Source organism: Paenibacillus sp. CF095, assembly GCF_900101225.1.
In the GTDB taxonomy this organism is placed as follows: Bacteria; Bacillota; Bacilli; order Paenibacillales; family Paenibacillaceae; genus Paenibacillus.
The window spans coordinates 1-16,567 of sequence record NZ_FMZN01000006.1; the positions used below are offsets into that span (position 1 = coordinate 1).

Here is a 16,567-nt window from a genome sequence, read left to right on the forward strand (position 1 = left end):
TTCCACACGTACCCATCCCGAACACGACCGTTAAGCCCTCTAGCGCCGATGGTACTTGGACCGCAGGGTCCTGGGAGAGTAGGACGCCGCCAAGCGAACTCTTTCATCATACATAGAAAACAGGCTCTGCATGTGGACGTTGTACGATGAATTGCATTTGCCCTGCAAATGCATATTATTCCCTGATAGCTCAGTTGGTAGAGCACTCGACTGTTAATCGAGTTGTCACAGGTTCGAGCCCTGTTCGGGGAGCCATTTGCTCTCATAGCTCAGTAGGTAGAGTGCATCCATGGTAAGGATGAGGTCACCGGTTCGATCCCGGTTGAGAGCTTTGGAAATGGGGCCCGTTGGTCAAGGGGTTAAGACACCTCCCTTTCACGGAGGTAACAGGGGTTCGAATCCCCTACGGGTCATATAGTTGGAGGCTTAGCTCAGCTGGGAGAGCATCTGCCTTACAAGCAGAGGGTCGGGGGTTCGATCCCCTCAGCCTCCACCATATTTTTTATTGGGGATTAGCCAAGCGGTAAGGCAACGGACTTTGACTCCGTCATGCATAGGTTCAAATCCTATATCCCCAGCCATTTTAGTATGAGTCATTAGCTCAGTTGGTAGAGCACCTGACTTTTAATCAGGGTGTCGAAGGTTCGAGCCCTTCATGACTCACCATCATATGCGCGTGTGGCGGAATTGGCAGACGCACTAGACTTAGGATCTAGCGTCTTTGACGTGGGGGTTCAAGTCCCTCCACGCGCATCCTTTATTTGCGGAAGTGGCTCAGCGGTAGAGCATCGCCTTGCCAAGGCGAGGGTCGCGGGTTCGATTCCCGTCTTCCGCTCCAATATTTTGCGCCCTTAGCTCAGCTGGATAGAGCGTTTGACTACGAATCAAAAGGCCGGGAGTTCGAATCTCTCAGGGCGCGCCATTATTTTTTTAGTATCGGGATGTAGCTCAGCTTGGTAGAGCACCTGGTTTGGGACCAGGGGGTCGCATGTTCAAATCGTGTCATCCCGATTTTTTTGTTTATGCGGGTGTAGTTCAATGGTAGAACTTTAGCCTTCCAAGCTAATAGCGTGGGTTCGATTCCCATCACCCGCTTACAGGATATAATGAAAGAGCCTTTGCAGATGCAGAGGTTTTTTTATTTTTATTAACGTAATAATTAGTAGTTATTTTATATAATATTTTATGTAAGGTACAGTGCAGGTTTATTCAAAAAGAGCCAAGACCCCTTTGCAATCCAAATAGGGAGGTCTTGGCTCTTCTGTTTATCTCTGTGGATGAGCTGCTTCTAAGACGTAGCAGCTATTGTAACTTGACGTGAGTACAATTTAACGTTCGTTGTGATCCGTCACTCTTCTACGCATGCCCGCTAATCCAAGCAGTCCCAGCAAACCGAGCCAGCCCCAATCCATGCCGTTATCACGGTCGGTTGTTGTGGCGTTTGCACGAACACTGTTGGTACGATAGTCACCATTGTTGCGGTAGTTTCCATCCATATTCAGGTTGGTGTTTGTGCGATCCATGTAGTTGGTGTCCTGATAAGACCGGACACGTGATCCATTGGTGTTGGTATCCATTCCTTTGGACATTTGACCATCAGCTGCAGCAGGGCCAGCCATCGCGGCCACCAGAAGCACGGAAGCAATAATTGTTGTACCTTTCTTCATCATTTAAATTCCTCCTTTTTGGTTAGAGCTATAGATTAATCTGCCCAAAAAGCTAAGAACATTATGTAGAAATGGTCTGTTAAGATATCCCTACAATTACAGTAGGTTAGGAACACACATAAGAACCTCCCCTAATAAGCAGACTTGTAGTGAAAAGAAATTTATAATTACATCTTTAATTTATTGCGTCACTGTGGTAAAGTATACAAAAGCTTGCTTTGCCGGTCATGTTTCTTTGTATATCATCTGTTCTCAAACAATGAAATTATGCGGTTTAACCTTACAATCAAGTACATGGGATCATATCTAAAAGAACTGTATATTTATGAGTTTTTAAGAATAGGTATGAGACTTTTGATTTATCTAAAGTACGTGAAAAAGGTATCATGCGACAGTATATGACCATTAATTGAAGCAGAACAAGAAAATGAATAAAAAAGCGTGTTTTTGTGCTGTAAATCGGGGATAATCCCCATTTTTTCTAGTAGAAAAATAAAGATTTTCGTACCATTTTATTGTATGATGTTATGAAGGTGTCAAATTTACGTGTACGAATGGAACGATCAGATGGGAGGATAAGCATGACTGAAACTATGGTAACCGCCAGCAAAAGCCAATCCAACAACCTGCTTCGGCGAGACGTGCGGTTCCTGGGCAATATACTCGGAGAAGTTCTTGTCCATCAAGGCGGCACGGAGCTTCTAGATATCGTTGAGAAGATTCGGGAAACGAGCAAATCGTTGCGTGCAGAATTTCTGCCAGAACTCTATGCAGAGTTCAAAACGATGATCCAGGAATTAGACTCGGACAATCGTCACCAGGTTATTCGGGCTTTCGCTATTTATTTTCAATTAGTTAATATTGCTGAACAAAACCATCGGATCCGGCGTAAACGGGATTATGAACGTTCTGCAGGGGACGCTGTGCAGCCAGGATCGATTGAGAAAGCAGTACAGGATCTTAAGGAACGTGGACTGTCTCATACAGAGGTGGAAGAGATTCTCGATGATTTGTCGTTGGAACTCGTCATGACAGCTCACCCAACCGAAGCCATGCGCCGGGTTATTCTGGACATCCACAAGCGGATATCCGAAGATGTCATGTCACTTGATAATCCTACGCTGACGTTGCGTGAACGTGAACAGTTGCGGGAGAAGCTGCTGAACGAAGTCATTACACTTTGGCAGACTGATGAGCTTCGTGACCGCAAACCGACAGTACTCGATGAAGTGCGGAACGGGATGTATTACTTTCATGAAACGTTGTTCCACGTACTTCCGGATGTATATCAGGAGCTGGAACGCTGCCTGAACAAATTTTATCCTGACCATGACTGGCATGTGCCGACGTATTTGCGGTTCGGTTCCTGGATCGGTGGAGACCGGGATGGAAATCCTTCGGTAACTTCAGATGTAACATGGCAGACGCTGTTGATGCAACGCAAGCTCGCTTTGCGTGAATACCAACGGATTATGATTGAACTTATGGGCCATCTCAGCTTCAGCACAAACATCATCCATGTATCGGATGAGCTGGTGCAGTCGATTGAGCAGGACCGTAATTCTGTTACATTGAAAAAAGTGGATATCTGGCGGAATGAAAAAGAGCCATACCGCATCAAATTGGCCTATATGATTGCCAAGCTGAACAATGTACTGGATGAGAACAAATTAGGTCAGCCTGACCGTTATCATAGCGCACAGGATTTGATTGATGAACTGATGATTATTGATCGAAGTCTGCGCCATCATTTTGCCGATTACGTAGCAGATACGACCATTCGCAAAATGATTCGTCAAGTCGAGTTATTTGGTTTCCATACCGCAGCATTGGATGTGCGTCAGCACAGTAAGGAACATGAAAATGCGATGTCGGAGATTTTGGCGAAAATGAACATTGTAGAGGATTATGCGCGTCTGACTGAAGACGGTAAAATCGATCTGCTTGCTCGTTTGCTGGATGATCCACGTCCGCTTACTTCTCCTTATCACCAATACACGGAGGGAACCAAAGAGTGTCTGGATGTCTTCCGTACCATTAAACGTGCCCAGAACGAATTTGGGGACGGCTGTATCACAAGTTACCTGATCAGTATGACGCAGGGCGCAAGTGATTTGCTTGAGGTTATGGTATTTGCCAAGGAAGTGGGCTTATTCACCAAAGGTCACAACGGTGACGTTGTATCTACACTTCAAGCGGTACCGCTGTTTGAAACGATTGATGATCTACATGCGGCTTCGGACATTATGGAGAAGCTGTTCAACCTTCCTGTATACCGCGCAAGCGTAAAAGGACGGAATGAACTGCATGAAATCATGCTTGGTTATTCAGACAGTAACAAGGATGGCGGAGTGGTTACAGCCAACTGGGAACTGCGCGTAGCAATGAATGCCATCACGGCTGTAGGTAATGAACACGGCGTTAAGCTGAAGTTCTTCCATGGACGTGGCGGGGCTCTTGGACGTGGCGGCATGCCACTCAACCGCAGTATTCTTGCTCAACCACCACATACGATTGGTGGAGGCATCAAGATTACGGAGCAGGGAGAGGTTATTTCTTCCCGTTATTCCCTTCAGGGGATTGCATACCGCAGTCTGGAGCAAGCAACTTCGGCTTTGATTACAGCAGCACTTAATGGGCTAGAGCCTCAGGAGTCAGCATCCGAGCGCCATTGGGACAGCATCATCAAAGAGATTTCGGAAGTATCTCTGACGAAATATCAGGATCTGATTTTCCGTGATCCAGACTTCTTTACCTTCTTCAAAGAATCAACGCCGCTTCCGGAGGTTGGTGAACTGAATATTGGTTCCCGTCCATCCAAGCGTAAAAATAGCGATAAGTTTGAAGATCTGAGAGCGATCCCTTGGGTATTCGCATGGACTCAAAGTCGATATCTGCTTCCGGCATGGTACGCGGCAGGAACAGGATTGCAAAGTTACTATCAGGATAAAGAGGAAAATCTAATTGTCCTGAAAGAAATGTATGCAAGCTTCCCATTCTTCCGTACATTAATTGATACGGTACAGATGGCCGTAGCCAAGGCAGATCTGGTGATTGCCAAAGAATATTCAGCAATGACTTCGAACAAGGAAGCCCGTGATCGCATATACGGTCAGATCGAAGCCGAATTCAAGCTCACAAAAGAGCTGATTCTGAAAATTACCGGAGAAGCTGAAATTCTGGATGATGTACCGGTTATTCAAGAATCCATTCGTCTTCGTAACCCTTATGTAGATCCGTTGTCCTACATGCAGGTTCAACTTCTGAGCGAGCTCAGAGATATGCGTGAACGTGGTGAGGACGATACGGAGCTGCTTAGAGAAGTGTTGTTGACTATCAACGGTATTGCTGCAGGGCTGCGTAATACAGGTTGATGCCTGAACTGATGCATATGAATAATTCATATGTAACAAAGTACTCATTACTTTGTTAACTAAAAAGCTCCATTCTCTGCTCTACGGAGTGAGAGATGAAACGGGACTCCTGCTGGAGTTCCCGTTTTTACTGTTTTTGGCGGATATTTGTCATACAGTCTTGATTTTTGACCAAAGTTGATTTACGATTTGATTGGTGAATTACAAGTGTGGACGGGTATCAGAAGACGGAAGACCCATCAGCATGTCTGGGGGAATAAGGGTGGACAATTTGGAGAACAGGCTTGTGAAACTGGTGCTCAAGGGCGACCAGAGAGCCTTCGCAGAAATCGTTGAACTATATAAGGACAAGCTATTTCATTTGGCATACCGGATGCTGAACAATCGTCATGAAGCTGAAGACGTTGTGCAGGAGACGTTTTTGCGTGTGTTTCGTAATATGGAGAAGTACGATCCGAACCAGAAGTTCTCAACCTGGATCTACCGGATCGCGACAAATCTGTGTATTGACCGACTGCGCAGAAAGAAACCTTCATACTCTTTGGATGCTGAACTGAATGACCAGGAAGGATCTGATGGTTATGCGATGCTCCCGAGTGATGATCGTACACCGGAGAGTGAAGCGCTCCTGTCAGAAACGCAGACACTCATTCGTGAGGCCATTGACAGTTTACCAGCTAAGTATAAGTCCGTTATGATTCTGAGATATTTACAGGACTTGTCGCTACAGGAAATCAGTGACGTGACAGGTATGCCCGTAACAACGATCAAGACACGCGTTCATCGGGGCCGTGATTTTCTACGTAAAAAATTGGAGTATAAGTTATAAATGTTAAACGCCTTTAAATATGGGCGAAATTATTTGAAACATATCCGAAACGGATGCGTATGTAATGTATGCAAGTCTTATGCGTGCTTTTTAATGGCACATGGACTAAGTGATTTAAGAAAGGATTGGCTCTCATATGGATTGCAACTCGGCCGTCTCTTTAATGCATGAATGTTTGGATGAGTCGTTGTCCCCGGCCCAGAAGGTTGAATTGAAAAGTCACCTTGTGATCTGTCCGGATTGTCGCATGCGCTTTAAAGAGTTGGAACAGACGGAAATGTTACTCTTTGCCATGAAACACTATTCACCGTCTGCCTCTGATGAGCTGACCAATCGAATTATGAATGCTCTGCCCCAGCCCAAGAGACAGCAAGCATGGCTCAAATGGGTCAAAGGACATCCCGCGCTGACGGCGGCAGCCTTCTTTTTGGTCGTGATGCTCTTTAGCGCCTTGAATTTCTGGAATCAGAATAACGAAATGGTTGTTAAGGGAAATAATCTGGACCAGATCGTGATTCAGGGTAACACGGTTATTGTTCCTGAAGGTAAGTCAATTGCTGGCGATCTTACGATAGAAAATGGAACCGCACAAGTATATGGTGATGTGAACGGCAATCTGACGGTTATCGACGGACAACTGTTTCAGGCTTCAACGGCGCATATTTCAGGTCAGGTGAAAAGTATTGATCAGGCGCTGGACTGGTTCTGGTACAAAATAACCAATATGGTAAATGAAGTGGCTTATCGCTAGAACAGGGTAAAATCTTCAATGGTATATACCAAGCAGGGTACCTCCAGATTGCATGGGGTACTCTTTTTTTATACGCAAACTTTGTAATTCATGGTAAATGTGATGTTTATGTGCAGTTTGAGACTGCCGTAACTTGCAACCTGAACGTTAACGTTATAACCTAGATACTAAAGAGAACATACTACTACATATAGATACGCATTTTGCACAAATTGAATGATGCAGAAATGCGGAGACAAAGGATTATATAAAATCCTAATGGGTTAATATGAGATCAGGGTTTACTCATCAATGGGGATAGCGGGGGCTGGCTTATGAATTATTTTGCTGACTTAACGTGGACAGAGTCCATTAAGGACGTTATCGATATATTGATCGTTACCTATATTATGTACAAACTGATTTTGCTTGTGCGAGGGACACGTGCGGTTCAGCTCCTGAAAGGAATTCTGTTCCTTGTGCTGATCTGGGCATTAAGTACGTGGCTAAACCTGTATACGCTCAAATGGTTAATGAACCAGATGTTTACGTTTGGTGTTGTTGCGGTGTTCATTATCTTTCAGCCGGAACTGCGTCGTGGTCTGGAGCAATTGGGACGCGGTAAGCTGTTTGGACGTTCAGCGGCAGCGAGTGATGAAGAATTAACGGTGTTAATTGGTGAGATTATTAAGTCAGTTAATTATTTGTCACGGCGTAAAATTGGCGCATTGGTCGTATTTGAACGTGAAACGGGTCTGAACGATTACACGGAATCGGGCATTAAGATGCAATCTCTGGTCAGCTCGGAGCTGATGATTAACATCTTTATTCCAAATACACCGCTCCATGATGGAGCCGTTATTATACAGGGAAAACAGATTTCGGCGGCAGCTTGTTATTTGCCATTATCGGAGAATCCTTTTATCAGTAAGGAACTGGGAACACGTCACCGTGCAGCAATCGGGATTACCGAAGTTGCAGATGCGATCTGTTTGGTTGTCTCTGAGGAGACAGGACAAGTGTCACTTGCAATGAATGGACAGGTCGTTCGTGATATTAAGGAAGAATCGCTGATTGCCAAACTGTATGAGGAGTTGCGCCCTACATCCAATCTGAAAAAGAATGGCTGGACAACCTTCTGGAAACGGAAGGGAGGACGTAACAATGGATAAGTGGTTTAACAATAATAACTTTGCCAAAATACTTGCGCTTGCGGTGAGCCTGCTGCTCTGGTTCATGATTCATCTGGATGAAGTACCAACCACCCCTACGATTACAACAGGGACAACCAACAAGGTTGTGGAACGTACGGTGCCTGTTCAACCTTATGGATTAGACAGCAACAGCTATGTGCTTACTTCATTAAGTACGGATGAGGTCCGGCTGGAGATCAAAGGACAGCGCTCGATGCTAACATCGATTTTTACGAATGACGATTACAAAGTACTGGTCGATCTGAGTCAGGTGAAAGATGGGTCCAATACACTGCCACTTGTACCTGATTTGCCTTCCGGGGTAGAAGTGGTCAGCATGGAACCTTCCATGGTTACGGTGAATGTAGAAAAATTGGGCACCAAATCCTTCAATGTGAATATTGTACCCGAAGGGGAACCTTCCGCCGGATACAGCGCTGGAACGCCCGTAATTGAACCTTCGACGCCGGTTAAGGTAACTCTGCCCGAAGGACAACTCGAGGCTGTAGCGAAGGTTCAGGGCAGTGTGAGCGTGAAAGATGCCAAGGAAGATGTCATACAGAAAAAAGTGAAACTTCAAGCATACGATGCTGAAGGCAAGGTCCTTGAAAATGCGATTATAACGCCTCAAACGGTTGAAGTCCGAGTTCCGGTCAATCAGCCCTATACATCTGTACCCTTAAGAATCAAATATTCGGGACAGCTTCCGGAAGGCCTGGTACTCTCCACGGTAGAGCCAAGCGTGAAAGAAGTCTCGGTTTATGGATCAGAGGATGCGCTTGCGGGTATACAGGCCTACGACCAAGTAACCCTTGATCTTACACAGTTTGATCAGTCGGGTACATCGACAGTTAACGTGGACTTGACGCCGCCTTCCGGTTTTGAGAAAATCGAGCCTAGTTCGATTCAGATCAAGGTAACCATATCACCATTTGACGAGGCAGAGGAGACAACCAAAGTCTTTCCGAACGTCCCCATCACACTTACCGGTGCGGGGAATGGACTGGAAGGGACGCTGGTTACGCCTAGAAGCGGCGGTCTGAACCTTACACTCACAGGCTCAGCTAGTATGCTTGAGGGTCTAAGTAGTGATGATCTCACGTTGACCGGGGATCTCACTGGACTTGCGGTCGGAACGCATGAGATCAAGCTTGAAGCCGACCTGCCCCGTTATGCCAAACTGGATGAATCATCCAATGCTCTGAGTGCAACGGTCAAAATTAGCGAAAAGGCTGAAGACACCACAATTACTCCTAGCGAAGATCCGACTGAAGAGGGAACGGTAGCACCTGACCCTTCACCAGCCGAGGTCGAAAATGGGGAAACGGAGCCTGTTCCTGATGAAGAAGAAACGGAATCGAATACGGATACTCAGGATCAGGGTCAACAGGGGAGCACAAGCAGTCGAGGTAATTTAAATAATAATAACAGCGGTACTGGCAGTAAAAGTGGCGCGAATCCGTAAACGTTCTAATTTTAAAATTCTCAAAAAATAATAATAGTGCTCGTATATGATGCGAATAGAAGGAGTTAAATCATGGGGAAATATTTTGGTACAGACGGTGTAAGAGGGGTTGCCAATAAAGAGTTAACGGCAGAGCTGGCTTACAGCATTGGACGTTGTGGTGGTTACGTGCTTGCAGGTGGTGTGGAAAGACCAAAAGTGGTTATCGGCATGGATACTCGTATCTCGGGATTGATGTTGGAATCCGCACTGGTTGCAGGCCTGTTGTCCATTGGCGCTGATGTGATCCGTCTGGGCGTTGTATCCACTCCGGGAGTGGCGTATATTGCACGTTTGTTGAAAGCTGACGCGGGCGTGATGATCTCGGCTTCCCACAATCCGGTTGAGGATAACGGAATCAAGTTCTTTGGTGGAGATGGCTTCAAGCTGTCTGATGAAACAGAGAACCGGATTGAAGAACTGATGGATGCGGAGACAGATCAATTGCCACGGCCAGTTGGTGGCGGGCTGGGTACTGTAACGACAGATGAAGAATCCCGTTATCGTTACCTTGATTTCCTGAAAACGACTGTAAATGAATCGTTCTCTGGACTTAAAATTGTTTTGGACTGTGCAAACGGAGCAGCTTATGAACTGGCACCAAAATTGTTCAGTGAACTAGGTGCAGAAGTCATTGCCATTGGCGCTGAGCCTAACGGCCTGAATATTAATGAGCAATGTGGATCAACTCATCCAGAGAACCTGAAACAAGAAGTGCTCAAACATAAGGCAGATCTGGGTCTTGCTTTTGACGGGGATGCGGATCGTCTTATTGCTATTGATGAGACAGGCGCTGAGGTGGATGGAGACTTCATTCTGTGTATCTGCGGTGATGCGATGAATCGTGCAGGCAAGTTGAAGGACAGTACCGTTGTATCGACCGTTATGAGTAACATCGGATTCTACAAAGCAACGGAGAAACTTGAACTGAAAACAGCTAAAACGGCAGTAGGTGACCGTTATGTGATGGAGGAAATGCGTCGCGGCGGTTACAACTTGGGTGGAGAACAATCTGGCCATGTTATTTTCCTGGATTACAATACAACTGGAGACGGTATGCTGACTGCGATTCAACTCGTGGATACGCTCAAGGCTTCCGGTAAAAAACTGAGTGAACTAAAAGCGCTAATGACCCAGTACCCACAAGTATTGGTGAATGTGCGTGTTGAAGATAAGAGCAAATACGAGGGCAATGCTGCAATCGAGCAAGCTATTGCTACAGTAGAACAACAACTCGGTGATAATGGACGTGTACTCGTTCGTGCTTCAGGTACTGAATCTCTTATCCGTGTTATGGCGGAAGGACCAGATAAAAACGAACTTGAACAATTTGTGTCTCAAATCGCAGATGTAGTGCAAAAAGAACTGGTATAGGACTGAAAGAAATCCCTTGTGCATACGGTTTTCTAAAGGGAATTGTTGTGTATAAAGGGTATGATATAACAGGATTTAAGACATATAGTGCGTGTTCAAAAAGTCTGGTTTTCAGTACCGAGAAGATGGAATGAAGATAGAAATGGAGTAGCGGAGCGTAGGGAAACTACGTGAGCAACGGACATTTCGGCTGAATTTCATATTCGATGCTGATTATGCCAATAGGCATGATTCGTAATCAAAAGCGGACTTTTTGAATTTCCTCTAAAGATGAATATTCCTGCGTCCCGGCCTGATGAGACCATAGGTCCGTTTATCCGGTCGGGATTGTAGGTAAATATGCTAAAATTGTCACAGGTACTTTGCTCCATTGCAAAATGGACCTGACGTGCATATAATGAGTGGAGTCGTCATTCAGACACAGAAAGTGAGGAACGTAAGGTTACAGTTACACAAGCGCCAGAGCTTGGAGTTGCGCGGGATGATGTTGATCAGGATTTCTTCGGGTTGAAGAACGGCTGATTAAGATCAACGGCAATCAAGCTGACGAGGTGGAGGTGTTCGGATTGTTCGGCGGGGACCTCCCGGTGAAGCACCAGAGCCGTAAACCGGATTGCGGAAAATGGATAGGTGACTGTCCACACAACGCGCCGGTGCAGGTGCAAGATTTAAATTAAAATTCAAATGAATGTGCGTGAAGAGCGTAAACAGTACGCGGACGGGAAAATGATGTACATTCATGATTGCATTCATAACAGCTTATGATGACTGCGGGGCGACACGAGGTCGCTCTGATCATTGATAATTGAATAAGTACCAAGTATTCATGAAACGCTAGGCAATCACTCATTTTTCCGATATGCCGCCTCTGCCTGTTTCTCTTCGTGACACAGTATTCATATACAAACGGAGGAAATAAACTATGTGCGGTATTGTTGGATATATTGGTAATAAGAACACTCAATCGGTATTGGTCGAAGGATTGAAGAAACTCGAGTATCGTGGTTATGATTCTGCAGGTATCGCGGTATTTACACCGGAAGGTCTGCAAATCACGAAAGCTCTTGGTCGTCTTGCGAACCTTGAAGCCAAGCTGGATGGTGCACCTCTGGTAGGTAATGCCGGAATCGGACACACACGTTGGGCAACTCATGGTAAACCATCGGATGAGAACTCTCATCCACACACGGATGGAAGCCAGAAGTTCTCTGTTGTGCATAACGGTATTATTGAGAACTACCTGGATCTGAAGGACGAATTGATGGCTCAAGGTCACACGTTCACTTCCGAGACAGATACTGAGGTTATCTCTCACCTGATCGCACGTGAATACAATGGTGATATCGTCAAAACAGTACAAAAAGTGATCACGTTGTTGCGTGGCGCATTTGCACTGGGTGTATTGACAGAGCATGAGCCTGAGAAACTCGTAGCTGTGCGTCAAGCAAGCCCATTGATTATTGGTATTGGTGAAGGCGAGAACTTCATTGGTTCCGACATCCCTGCAATTCTGGAACATACACGTAACGTGTACATTCTGAATGATGGTGAAATGGCTGTATTGACACATGATGCTGTCGAATTGATGACGATTGAAGGCAACTTTATTTCTCGGGAAATGATTCGTGTCGATTGGGATGCTGTAACCGCAGAAAAAGGCGGATTTGAGCACTTCATGCTGAAAGAAATTCATGAGCAACCAAAAGCATATCGTGATACTATGCTGGGTCGCATCGATAATGAAGGCAAAAAAGTTCAACTTCCTGAGTTGAAAATGACTGAAGAACAAATTAAAAATATCCGTAACGTTCAAATCATTGCATGTGGTACAGCGTACCATGCAGGTCTGGTTGGACGTACAGTGATTGAGCAATTGGTACGTATTCCGGTTGAAACAGATGTGGCTTCCGAGTACCGTTACCGTTCCCCAATCGTGCACAAAGATACACTTGTAATCGTAGTGAGCCAATCCGGTGAAACTGCCGATACGCTTGCTGCATTGCGTGAAGCACAATCCAATGGTGCACATGTACTGGCAATCACAAATGTAGTGGGTAGCTCCATTGCACGTGATGCAGATGATGTTATCGCAACATTGGCAGGTCCTGAGATTGCAGTAGCTTCTACCAAAGCGTATACTTCGCAGTTGATTGCTTTCAACTTGCTTGGTCTGTACCTTGCACAAGTTCGTGGTACTCAATCTGCAGAAGAGATTGCACACACGCTGGCAGCAATGCAAGCATTGCCTGAGCAAGTGGAATCCATGTTGGAGCAAGCGGAGGCAATCAAAGGGTATGCAGAGCAAATCTCCAAACATGAACATCTCTTCTTCATTGGTCGTGGTCTTGACTATGCAGTAGCTCAAGAAGGATCTTTGAAGCTGAAAGAGATTTCTTATATTCACTCCGAAGCGTATGCTGCGGGTGAGTTGAAACACGGTACGCTTGCATTGATCGAAGACGGTATCCCTGTTATTGCCCTGGCAACGCAGGAGAACGTACTTGAGAAAACAGTGAGCAACATTAAGGAAGTAAAAGCACGTGGCGCAGATGTATTGGCAATTACGTACGAAGAGCACGTAGCACCATTGCTGAAATCCGTAGACCAAGCGTTTGCGATTCCTAAGACGTTGCCACTGCTTAGCCCTGCTTTGTCTGTAGTTGCTCTGCAATTGCTGGCATACTATGCTTCCCTGGCACTGGGTCATGATGTGGATAAACCACGTAACCTGGCGAAAAGTGTAACGGTTGAGTAAGGTATTCTGTACAAATTAGTTTATTGTCCAATGATAAATAAGTGTAGAACCATTAACAAAAGTATGGAACTACACGAACTATTGTCCAATGACTTGGATAAATGGGTTAATCAATAGATTCAGTAAACTAATAAAGTATGAACAAAATTATGGTCCTGATGACTCTAAGTCGTCAGGACTTTTTTGATGTTTCAGGAGAGTGATTCTGAATATTAGAACCATCTTATTTGTGTTTTTGCATTATAAATTGCGGTCATTCATTGAACGAAAATTCACCAGATTATAGAGTACCTTAGGAAGAGTATCTTTTGTAATTCTCACATTTGAAATATTCTTCGTGCACGAATGTAATCAACTTCTTAAAGAGAGTCATCAACATTCGCAACTCGTAAGTGCCAATATATCCTCAAGCAGGATGCAGATCGGGCATATGAGATCATTTGAATAATAAAGAAAGGTGATTAAACGTGACTGGTACATCCTTCAGCGACTCACAAAATGGTATGCCAAGAAGCAACAATGCGCACGATGAAGGAGCCTATGCGCGAAGTGAAATCATTGTCCGTTCAACTTGGATTCAGAACGCTATTGTAATCTGTATGTAAATGAGTGAAGGACATCGGATAGCGTATAAGGGAAAACCTCACGCACGGTTTGATGAGGAGGAGCAGAGAAGAAGGCGTGATACACAACTATGTCGGCTGCCATCCGTGCGGACGCTGTGGCCAGTTTCCAACCAGGCTTTCAGAAATTGGTCAGGTAATCATGTTAAGTTATTACAAAGTGCAAGGAATCGGAACACCGGCAAAGAATATTTTAAGGTAATATGTACCAAATTTACCTGTTCAATGGCTGAATGTCAACACTCGTCTAATTCCTCGATTGATGTCAAATCATTCCTAACGTTTCTTCTCCATTCACTTTTTTTAACGAAAAATGTTAACACATTATGTTTTACGAACCAAATTTAACAATATAATGACTATATTTAACAAAAAAATCACTATACATTCTTGTAAATTTTGATATAATTCAACCTAGGTCTTATTCCCTATTATTCTAATAAATGGAATTGTAGGGTTTTTTATACCCATCCAAGCTGTGTGCGAGAGACCAGTATACTGGCTAACCAACAAGCCGGCATGCGGGGACCAACAATTGTGGAAAATGACAGCCTAGAATATGTTGCTCCATGACGTCAGAAGGTTCAGAAAGGAAGGTTCAGAAAGATGGAGCCAACCTTATCCCAATTCCGATGGAGGATGAAGTGAGTGAGCATTTTTGAAAAGCTGGAATCCAACGTAAGATCTTACTGCAGAAGCTTTCCGGTGGTATTCGACCGGGCCAAGGGAGACCTTTTATATTCTGAGGACGGAAGAGCATATATTGATTTCTTTGCAGGTGCCGGGGCACTCAATTACGGCCATAACAACGATTATATTAAAGACCGGGTTCTCGATTACTTGACCTCCGACCGGATTATGCACGGTCTGGATATGTATACAATGGCCAAGCGTGAATTCATCCAGAGCTTCTCGGAGCGGATCCTGGAGCCGAAGAAGCTGAATTACAAGCTTCAATTCTGTGGTCCAACAGGGACGAATGCGGTGGAAGCGGCCCTGAAGCTCGCACGCAAGGCGAAGAAGAGAAGTGGAATATTCGCATTCATGGGTGGCTTCCACGGCATGTCGCTCGGCAGTCTATCGGCGACAAGCTCCAAGTCTATGAGAGAAGGGGCGGGGCTTCCTCTGGACGGAGTTACGTTCATGCCGCACCCGAGCGGGGCTTTCGCAGAAATGGATACGCTCGGCTATATCGAGAATATCCTGACTGATTCGCACTCCGGAATCGACAAGCCGGCCGCGATCCTGCTTGAAACGGTACAAGCCGAAGGCGGAATTCACGTTGTCGACGCGCAGTGGCTACGCGAGCTGCAGCAGCTTTGCCGCAGACACGATATTCTGCTCATTACAGACGAGATTCAAGTAGGATGCGGCCGGACAGGCGAATTCTTCTCCTTCGAACGTGCGGGGATCGAGCCGGATCTCATTACCCTGTCGAAGTCGATCAGCGGGTACGGCCTGCCAATGTCCCTGCTGCTGCTGAAGCCCGAACTGGATATCTGGACGCCGGGCGAGCACAACGGCACCTTCCGCGGCAACCAGTTGGCTTTTGTGGCCGCGAAGGCTGCTCTCGAGTTCCGGGACAGAACCGAATTGGAAGCTCAGGTGAAACAGAAGGAAGAGTTTGTACGCTCGTTCCTTGATCAAGAAATCAAGCCTCTGCATCCGTCCATCGCCATCCGCGGACTCGGCCTGATCTGGGGCATTGACGTCTCGGGGTTCATGGATGAAGCCGGGGCGAAGCGGGTGACGGATATCAGCTTCGACAACGGGCTCATCATTGAAAGAGCCGGCAGAGGAGACTGTGTGCTGAAGATCATGCCTCCGCTGACCGTCTCGATGGAGCATCTGGCTGCCGGCTGCGACATTATAAAGTCCAGTATGCAGCAGGTGATCTCTCAGGAGACCAAGGATTTGCTAGTTACGACCTAAGCTTGGCCAAGCCGTTGGCCGCCCCCGGCAAGAGGCACGAAAGTACCTTCCGGAGGGCGTGCGGACTTGATGTTAAGGTAGCGCTTTCACCTCAGTGGAAGACTTTCTCCTCATGCTACCTGCGGTAACGTCAATCAACATGGACTTCTCCGCCAATCCAAGGGCAGTCCCGTTCATGTCATACGGAGCATTCCTTGAGTCTCATGCAGTACCCTCGTTAAATTTAATCGTCAGGAAAAGCTCACTACCCCGCAGCCGAATCTTTACTTATCCACACCAGGGCTGTGGGGGAATAAGCAAATCGTACATAGAGTGTATCAATACCCCTTAAACATAGGCTTCGTCAAAGGCAGCTCGGGTGCCAAATTAGGAATTACGGTCGACTTCCTGCTGGACGGCCGGAACCCTGCGGCAAGCCTTACATCGACAGGAGGAACATTCCTTGTCGTTTATCCCCAAATCCAGTTCCGAACCCCATGTTAAACCAAATCCCGTCTTCGGGTGGCTCGTCCGCAGCAATCATATTGAAGCAGAGGAGTCCGAAGCAGCCGCATCTCTTGCGTAGAACGATGCTTGTTGTTGTCCT

The 16,567-nt window shown here is 45.9% G+C and carries 10 protein-coding genes, 11 tRNA genes and 1 rRNA gene; 21 read left to right on the top strand and 1 reads right to left on the bottom strand.

Annotation, left to right across the window (positions count from 1 at the left end; genetic code table 11):
* The 12 genes from rrf to BLS69_RS27630 form a co-directional block, all read left to right on the top strand.
* Positions 1–95 (top strand): 5S ribosomal RNA (rrf, locus tag BLS69_RS27575); the annotation flags it as partial.
* Positions 96–179: 84 nt separating this feature from the next.
* Positions 180–255: transfer RNA gene (locus tag BLS69_RS27580), tRNA-Asn, on the top strand.
* 3 nt (positions 256–258) lie between these two features.
* Positions 259–331 (top strand) — tRNA-Thr (locus BLS69_RS27585).
* Between the two features lie 10 nt (positions 332–341).
* Positions 342–413 (top strand) — tRNA-Glu (locus tag BLS69_RS27590).
* A 7-nt stretch (positions 414–420) separates the two neighbouring features.
* Positions 421–496, top strand: a tRNA-Val gene (locus BLS69_RS27595).
* Between the two features lie 10 nt (positions 497–506).
* Positions 507–581 (top strand) — tRNA-Gln (locus tag BLS69_RS27600).
* 9 nt (positions 582–590) lie between these two features.
* Positions 591–666, top strand: a tRNA-Lys gene (locus BLS69_RS27605).
* Positions 667–672: 6 nt separating this feature from the next.
* Positions 673–753 (top strand) — tRNA-Leu (locus tag BLS69_RS27610).
* Positions 754–763: 10 nt separating this feature from the next.
* Positions 764–838, top strand: a tRNA-Gly gene (locus tag BLS69_RS27615).
* A gap of 7 nt (positions 839–845) precedes the next feature.
* Positions 846–922: transfer RNA gene (locus BLS69_RS27620), tRNA-Arg, on the top strand.
* Between the two features lie 15 nt (positions 923–937).
* Positions 938–1,011 (top strand) — tRNA-Pro (locus tag BLS69_RS27625).
* A gap of 13 nt (positions 1,012–1,024) precedes the next feature.
* Positions 1,025–1,095 (top strand) — tRNA-Gly (locus BLS69_RS27630).
* Positions 1,096–1,328: 233 nt separating this feature from the next.
* Here the strand turns inward: BLS69_RS27630 and BLS69_RS27635 are convergent.
* On the bottom strand, positions 1,329–1,670 hold the full coding sequence (locus BLS69_RS27635) for a WGxxGxxG family protein (RefSeq protein ID WP_091038383.1): 342 nt from the start codon (positions 1,668–1,670) through the stop codon (positions 1,329–1,331).
* A 578-nt stretch (positions 1,671–2,248) separates the two neighbouring features.
* Between BLS69_RS27635 and ppc the strand changes: the two genes are divergently transcribed.
* From ppc to BLS69_RS32800, 9 genes are all read left to right on the top strand, one after another.
* Positions 2,249–5,041, top strand: coding sequence for a phosphoenolpyruvate carboxylase (gene ppc, locus BLS69_RS27640; RefSeq protein WP_091038385.1), 2,793 nt, complete (start codon positions 2,249–2,251; stop codon positions 5,039–5,041).
* 262 nt (positions 5,042–5,303) lie between these two features.
* Complete coding sequence (gene sigW / locus BLS69_RS27645) at positions 5,304–5,870, top strand: RNA polymerase sigma factor SigW (protein WP_017692117.1); 567 nt, start codon at positions 5,304–5,306, stop codon at positions 5,868–5,870.
* A 136-nt stretch (positions 5,871–6,006) separates the two neighbouring features.
* Complete coding sequence (locus tag BLS69_RS27650; RefSeq protein ID WP_036614042.1) at positions 6,007–6,621, top strand: zf-HC2 domain-containing protein; 615 nt, start codon at positions 6,007–6,009, stop codon at positions 6,619–6,621.
* A 314-nt stretch (positions 6,622–6,935) separates the two neighbouring features.
* Positions 6,936–7,772: a diadenylate cyclase CdaA gene (cdaA, locus tag BLS69_RS27655; protein ID WP_047841664.1), complete on the top strand. Its 837-nt coding sequence runs from the start codon at positions 6,936–6,938 to the stop codon at positions 7,770–7,772.
* Entirely contained in the window at positions 7,765–9,258 is a 1,494-nt protein-coding gene (locus BLS69_RS27660) for a CdaR family protein (RefSeq protein WP_176873097.1), read from the top strand. Before cdaA ends, BLS69_RS27660 begins: the two co-directional genes overlap by 8 nt.
* A gap of 72 nt (positions 9,259–9,330) precedes the next feature.
* Positions 9,331–10,671, top strand: coding sequence for a phosphoglucosamine mutase (glmM, locus tag BLS69_RS27665; protein WP_091038388.1), 1,341 nt, complete (start codon positions 9,331–9,333; stop codon positions 10,669–10,671).
* A gap of 922 nt (positions 10,672–11,593) precedes the next feature.
* The gene (glmS, locus tag BLS69_RS27670; protein WP_076217241.1) at positions 11,594–13,426 is read left to right on the top strand and encodes a glutamine--fructose-6-phosphate transaminase (isomerizing); all 1,833 of its coding nucleotides are present in this window, start codon (positions 11,594–11,596) and stop codon (positions 13,424–13,426) included.
* Between the two features lie 1,271 nt (positions 13,427–14,697).
* Positions 14,698–15,981 (top strand): diaminobutyrate--2-oxoglutarate transaminase, encoded by a 1,284-nt coding sequence (ectB, locus tag BLS69_RS27680; protein WP_091038390.1) that lies wholly within the window; start codon positions 14,698–14,700, stop codon positions 15,979–15,981.
* 442 nt (positions 15,982–16,423) lie between these two features.
* Positions 16,424–16,546 carry a hypothetical protein gene (locus BLS69_RS32800; RefSeq protein ID WP_256332438.1) on the top strand — a complete coding sequence of 41 codons (123 nt, stop codon included), beginning with the start codon at positions 16,424–16,426 and terminating at the stop codon, positions 16,544–16,546.
* Positions 16,547–16,567: the final 21 nt, after the last annotated feature.

Excerpts from the sequence above, each read along its gene's own strand:
- BLS69_RS27650 (WP_036614042.1), top strand. The coding sequence starts at position 6,007 with ATGGATTGCAACTCGGCCGTCTCTTTAATGCATGAATGTTTGGATGAG.
- glmS (WP_076217241.1), top strand. The coding sequence starts at position 11,594 with ATGTGCGGTATTGTTGGATATATTGGTAATAAGAACACTCAATCGGTA.
- BLS69_RS27660 (WP_176873097.1), top strand. The coding sequence starts at position 7,765 with ATGGATAAGTGGTTTAACAATAATAACTTTGCCAAAATACTTGCGCTT.
- BLS69_RS27635 (WP_091038383.1), bottom strand. The coding sequence starts at position 1,670 with ATGATGAAGAAAGGTACAACAATTATTGCTTCCGTGCTTCTGGTGGCC.
- cdaA (WP_047841664.1), top strand. The coding sequence starts at position 6,936 with ATGAATTATTTTGCTGACTTAACGTGGACAGAGTCCATTAAGGACGTT.
- ppc (WP_091038385.1), top strand. The coding sequence starts at position 2,249 with ATGACTGAAACTATGGTAACCGCCAGCAAAAGCCAATCCAACAACCTG.
- glmM (WP_091038388.1), top strand. The coding sequence starts at position 9,331 with ATGGGGAAATATTTTGGTACAGACGGTGTAAGAGGGGTTGCCAATAAA.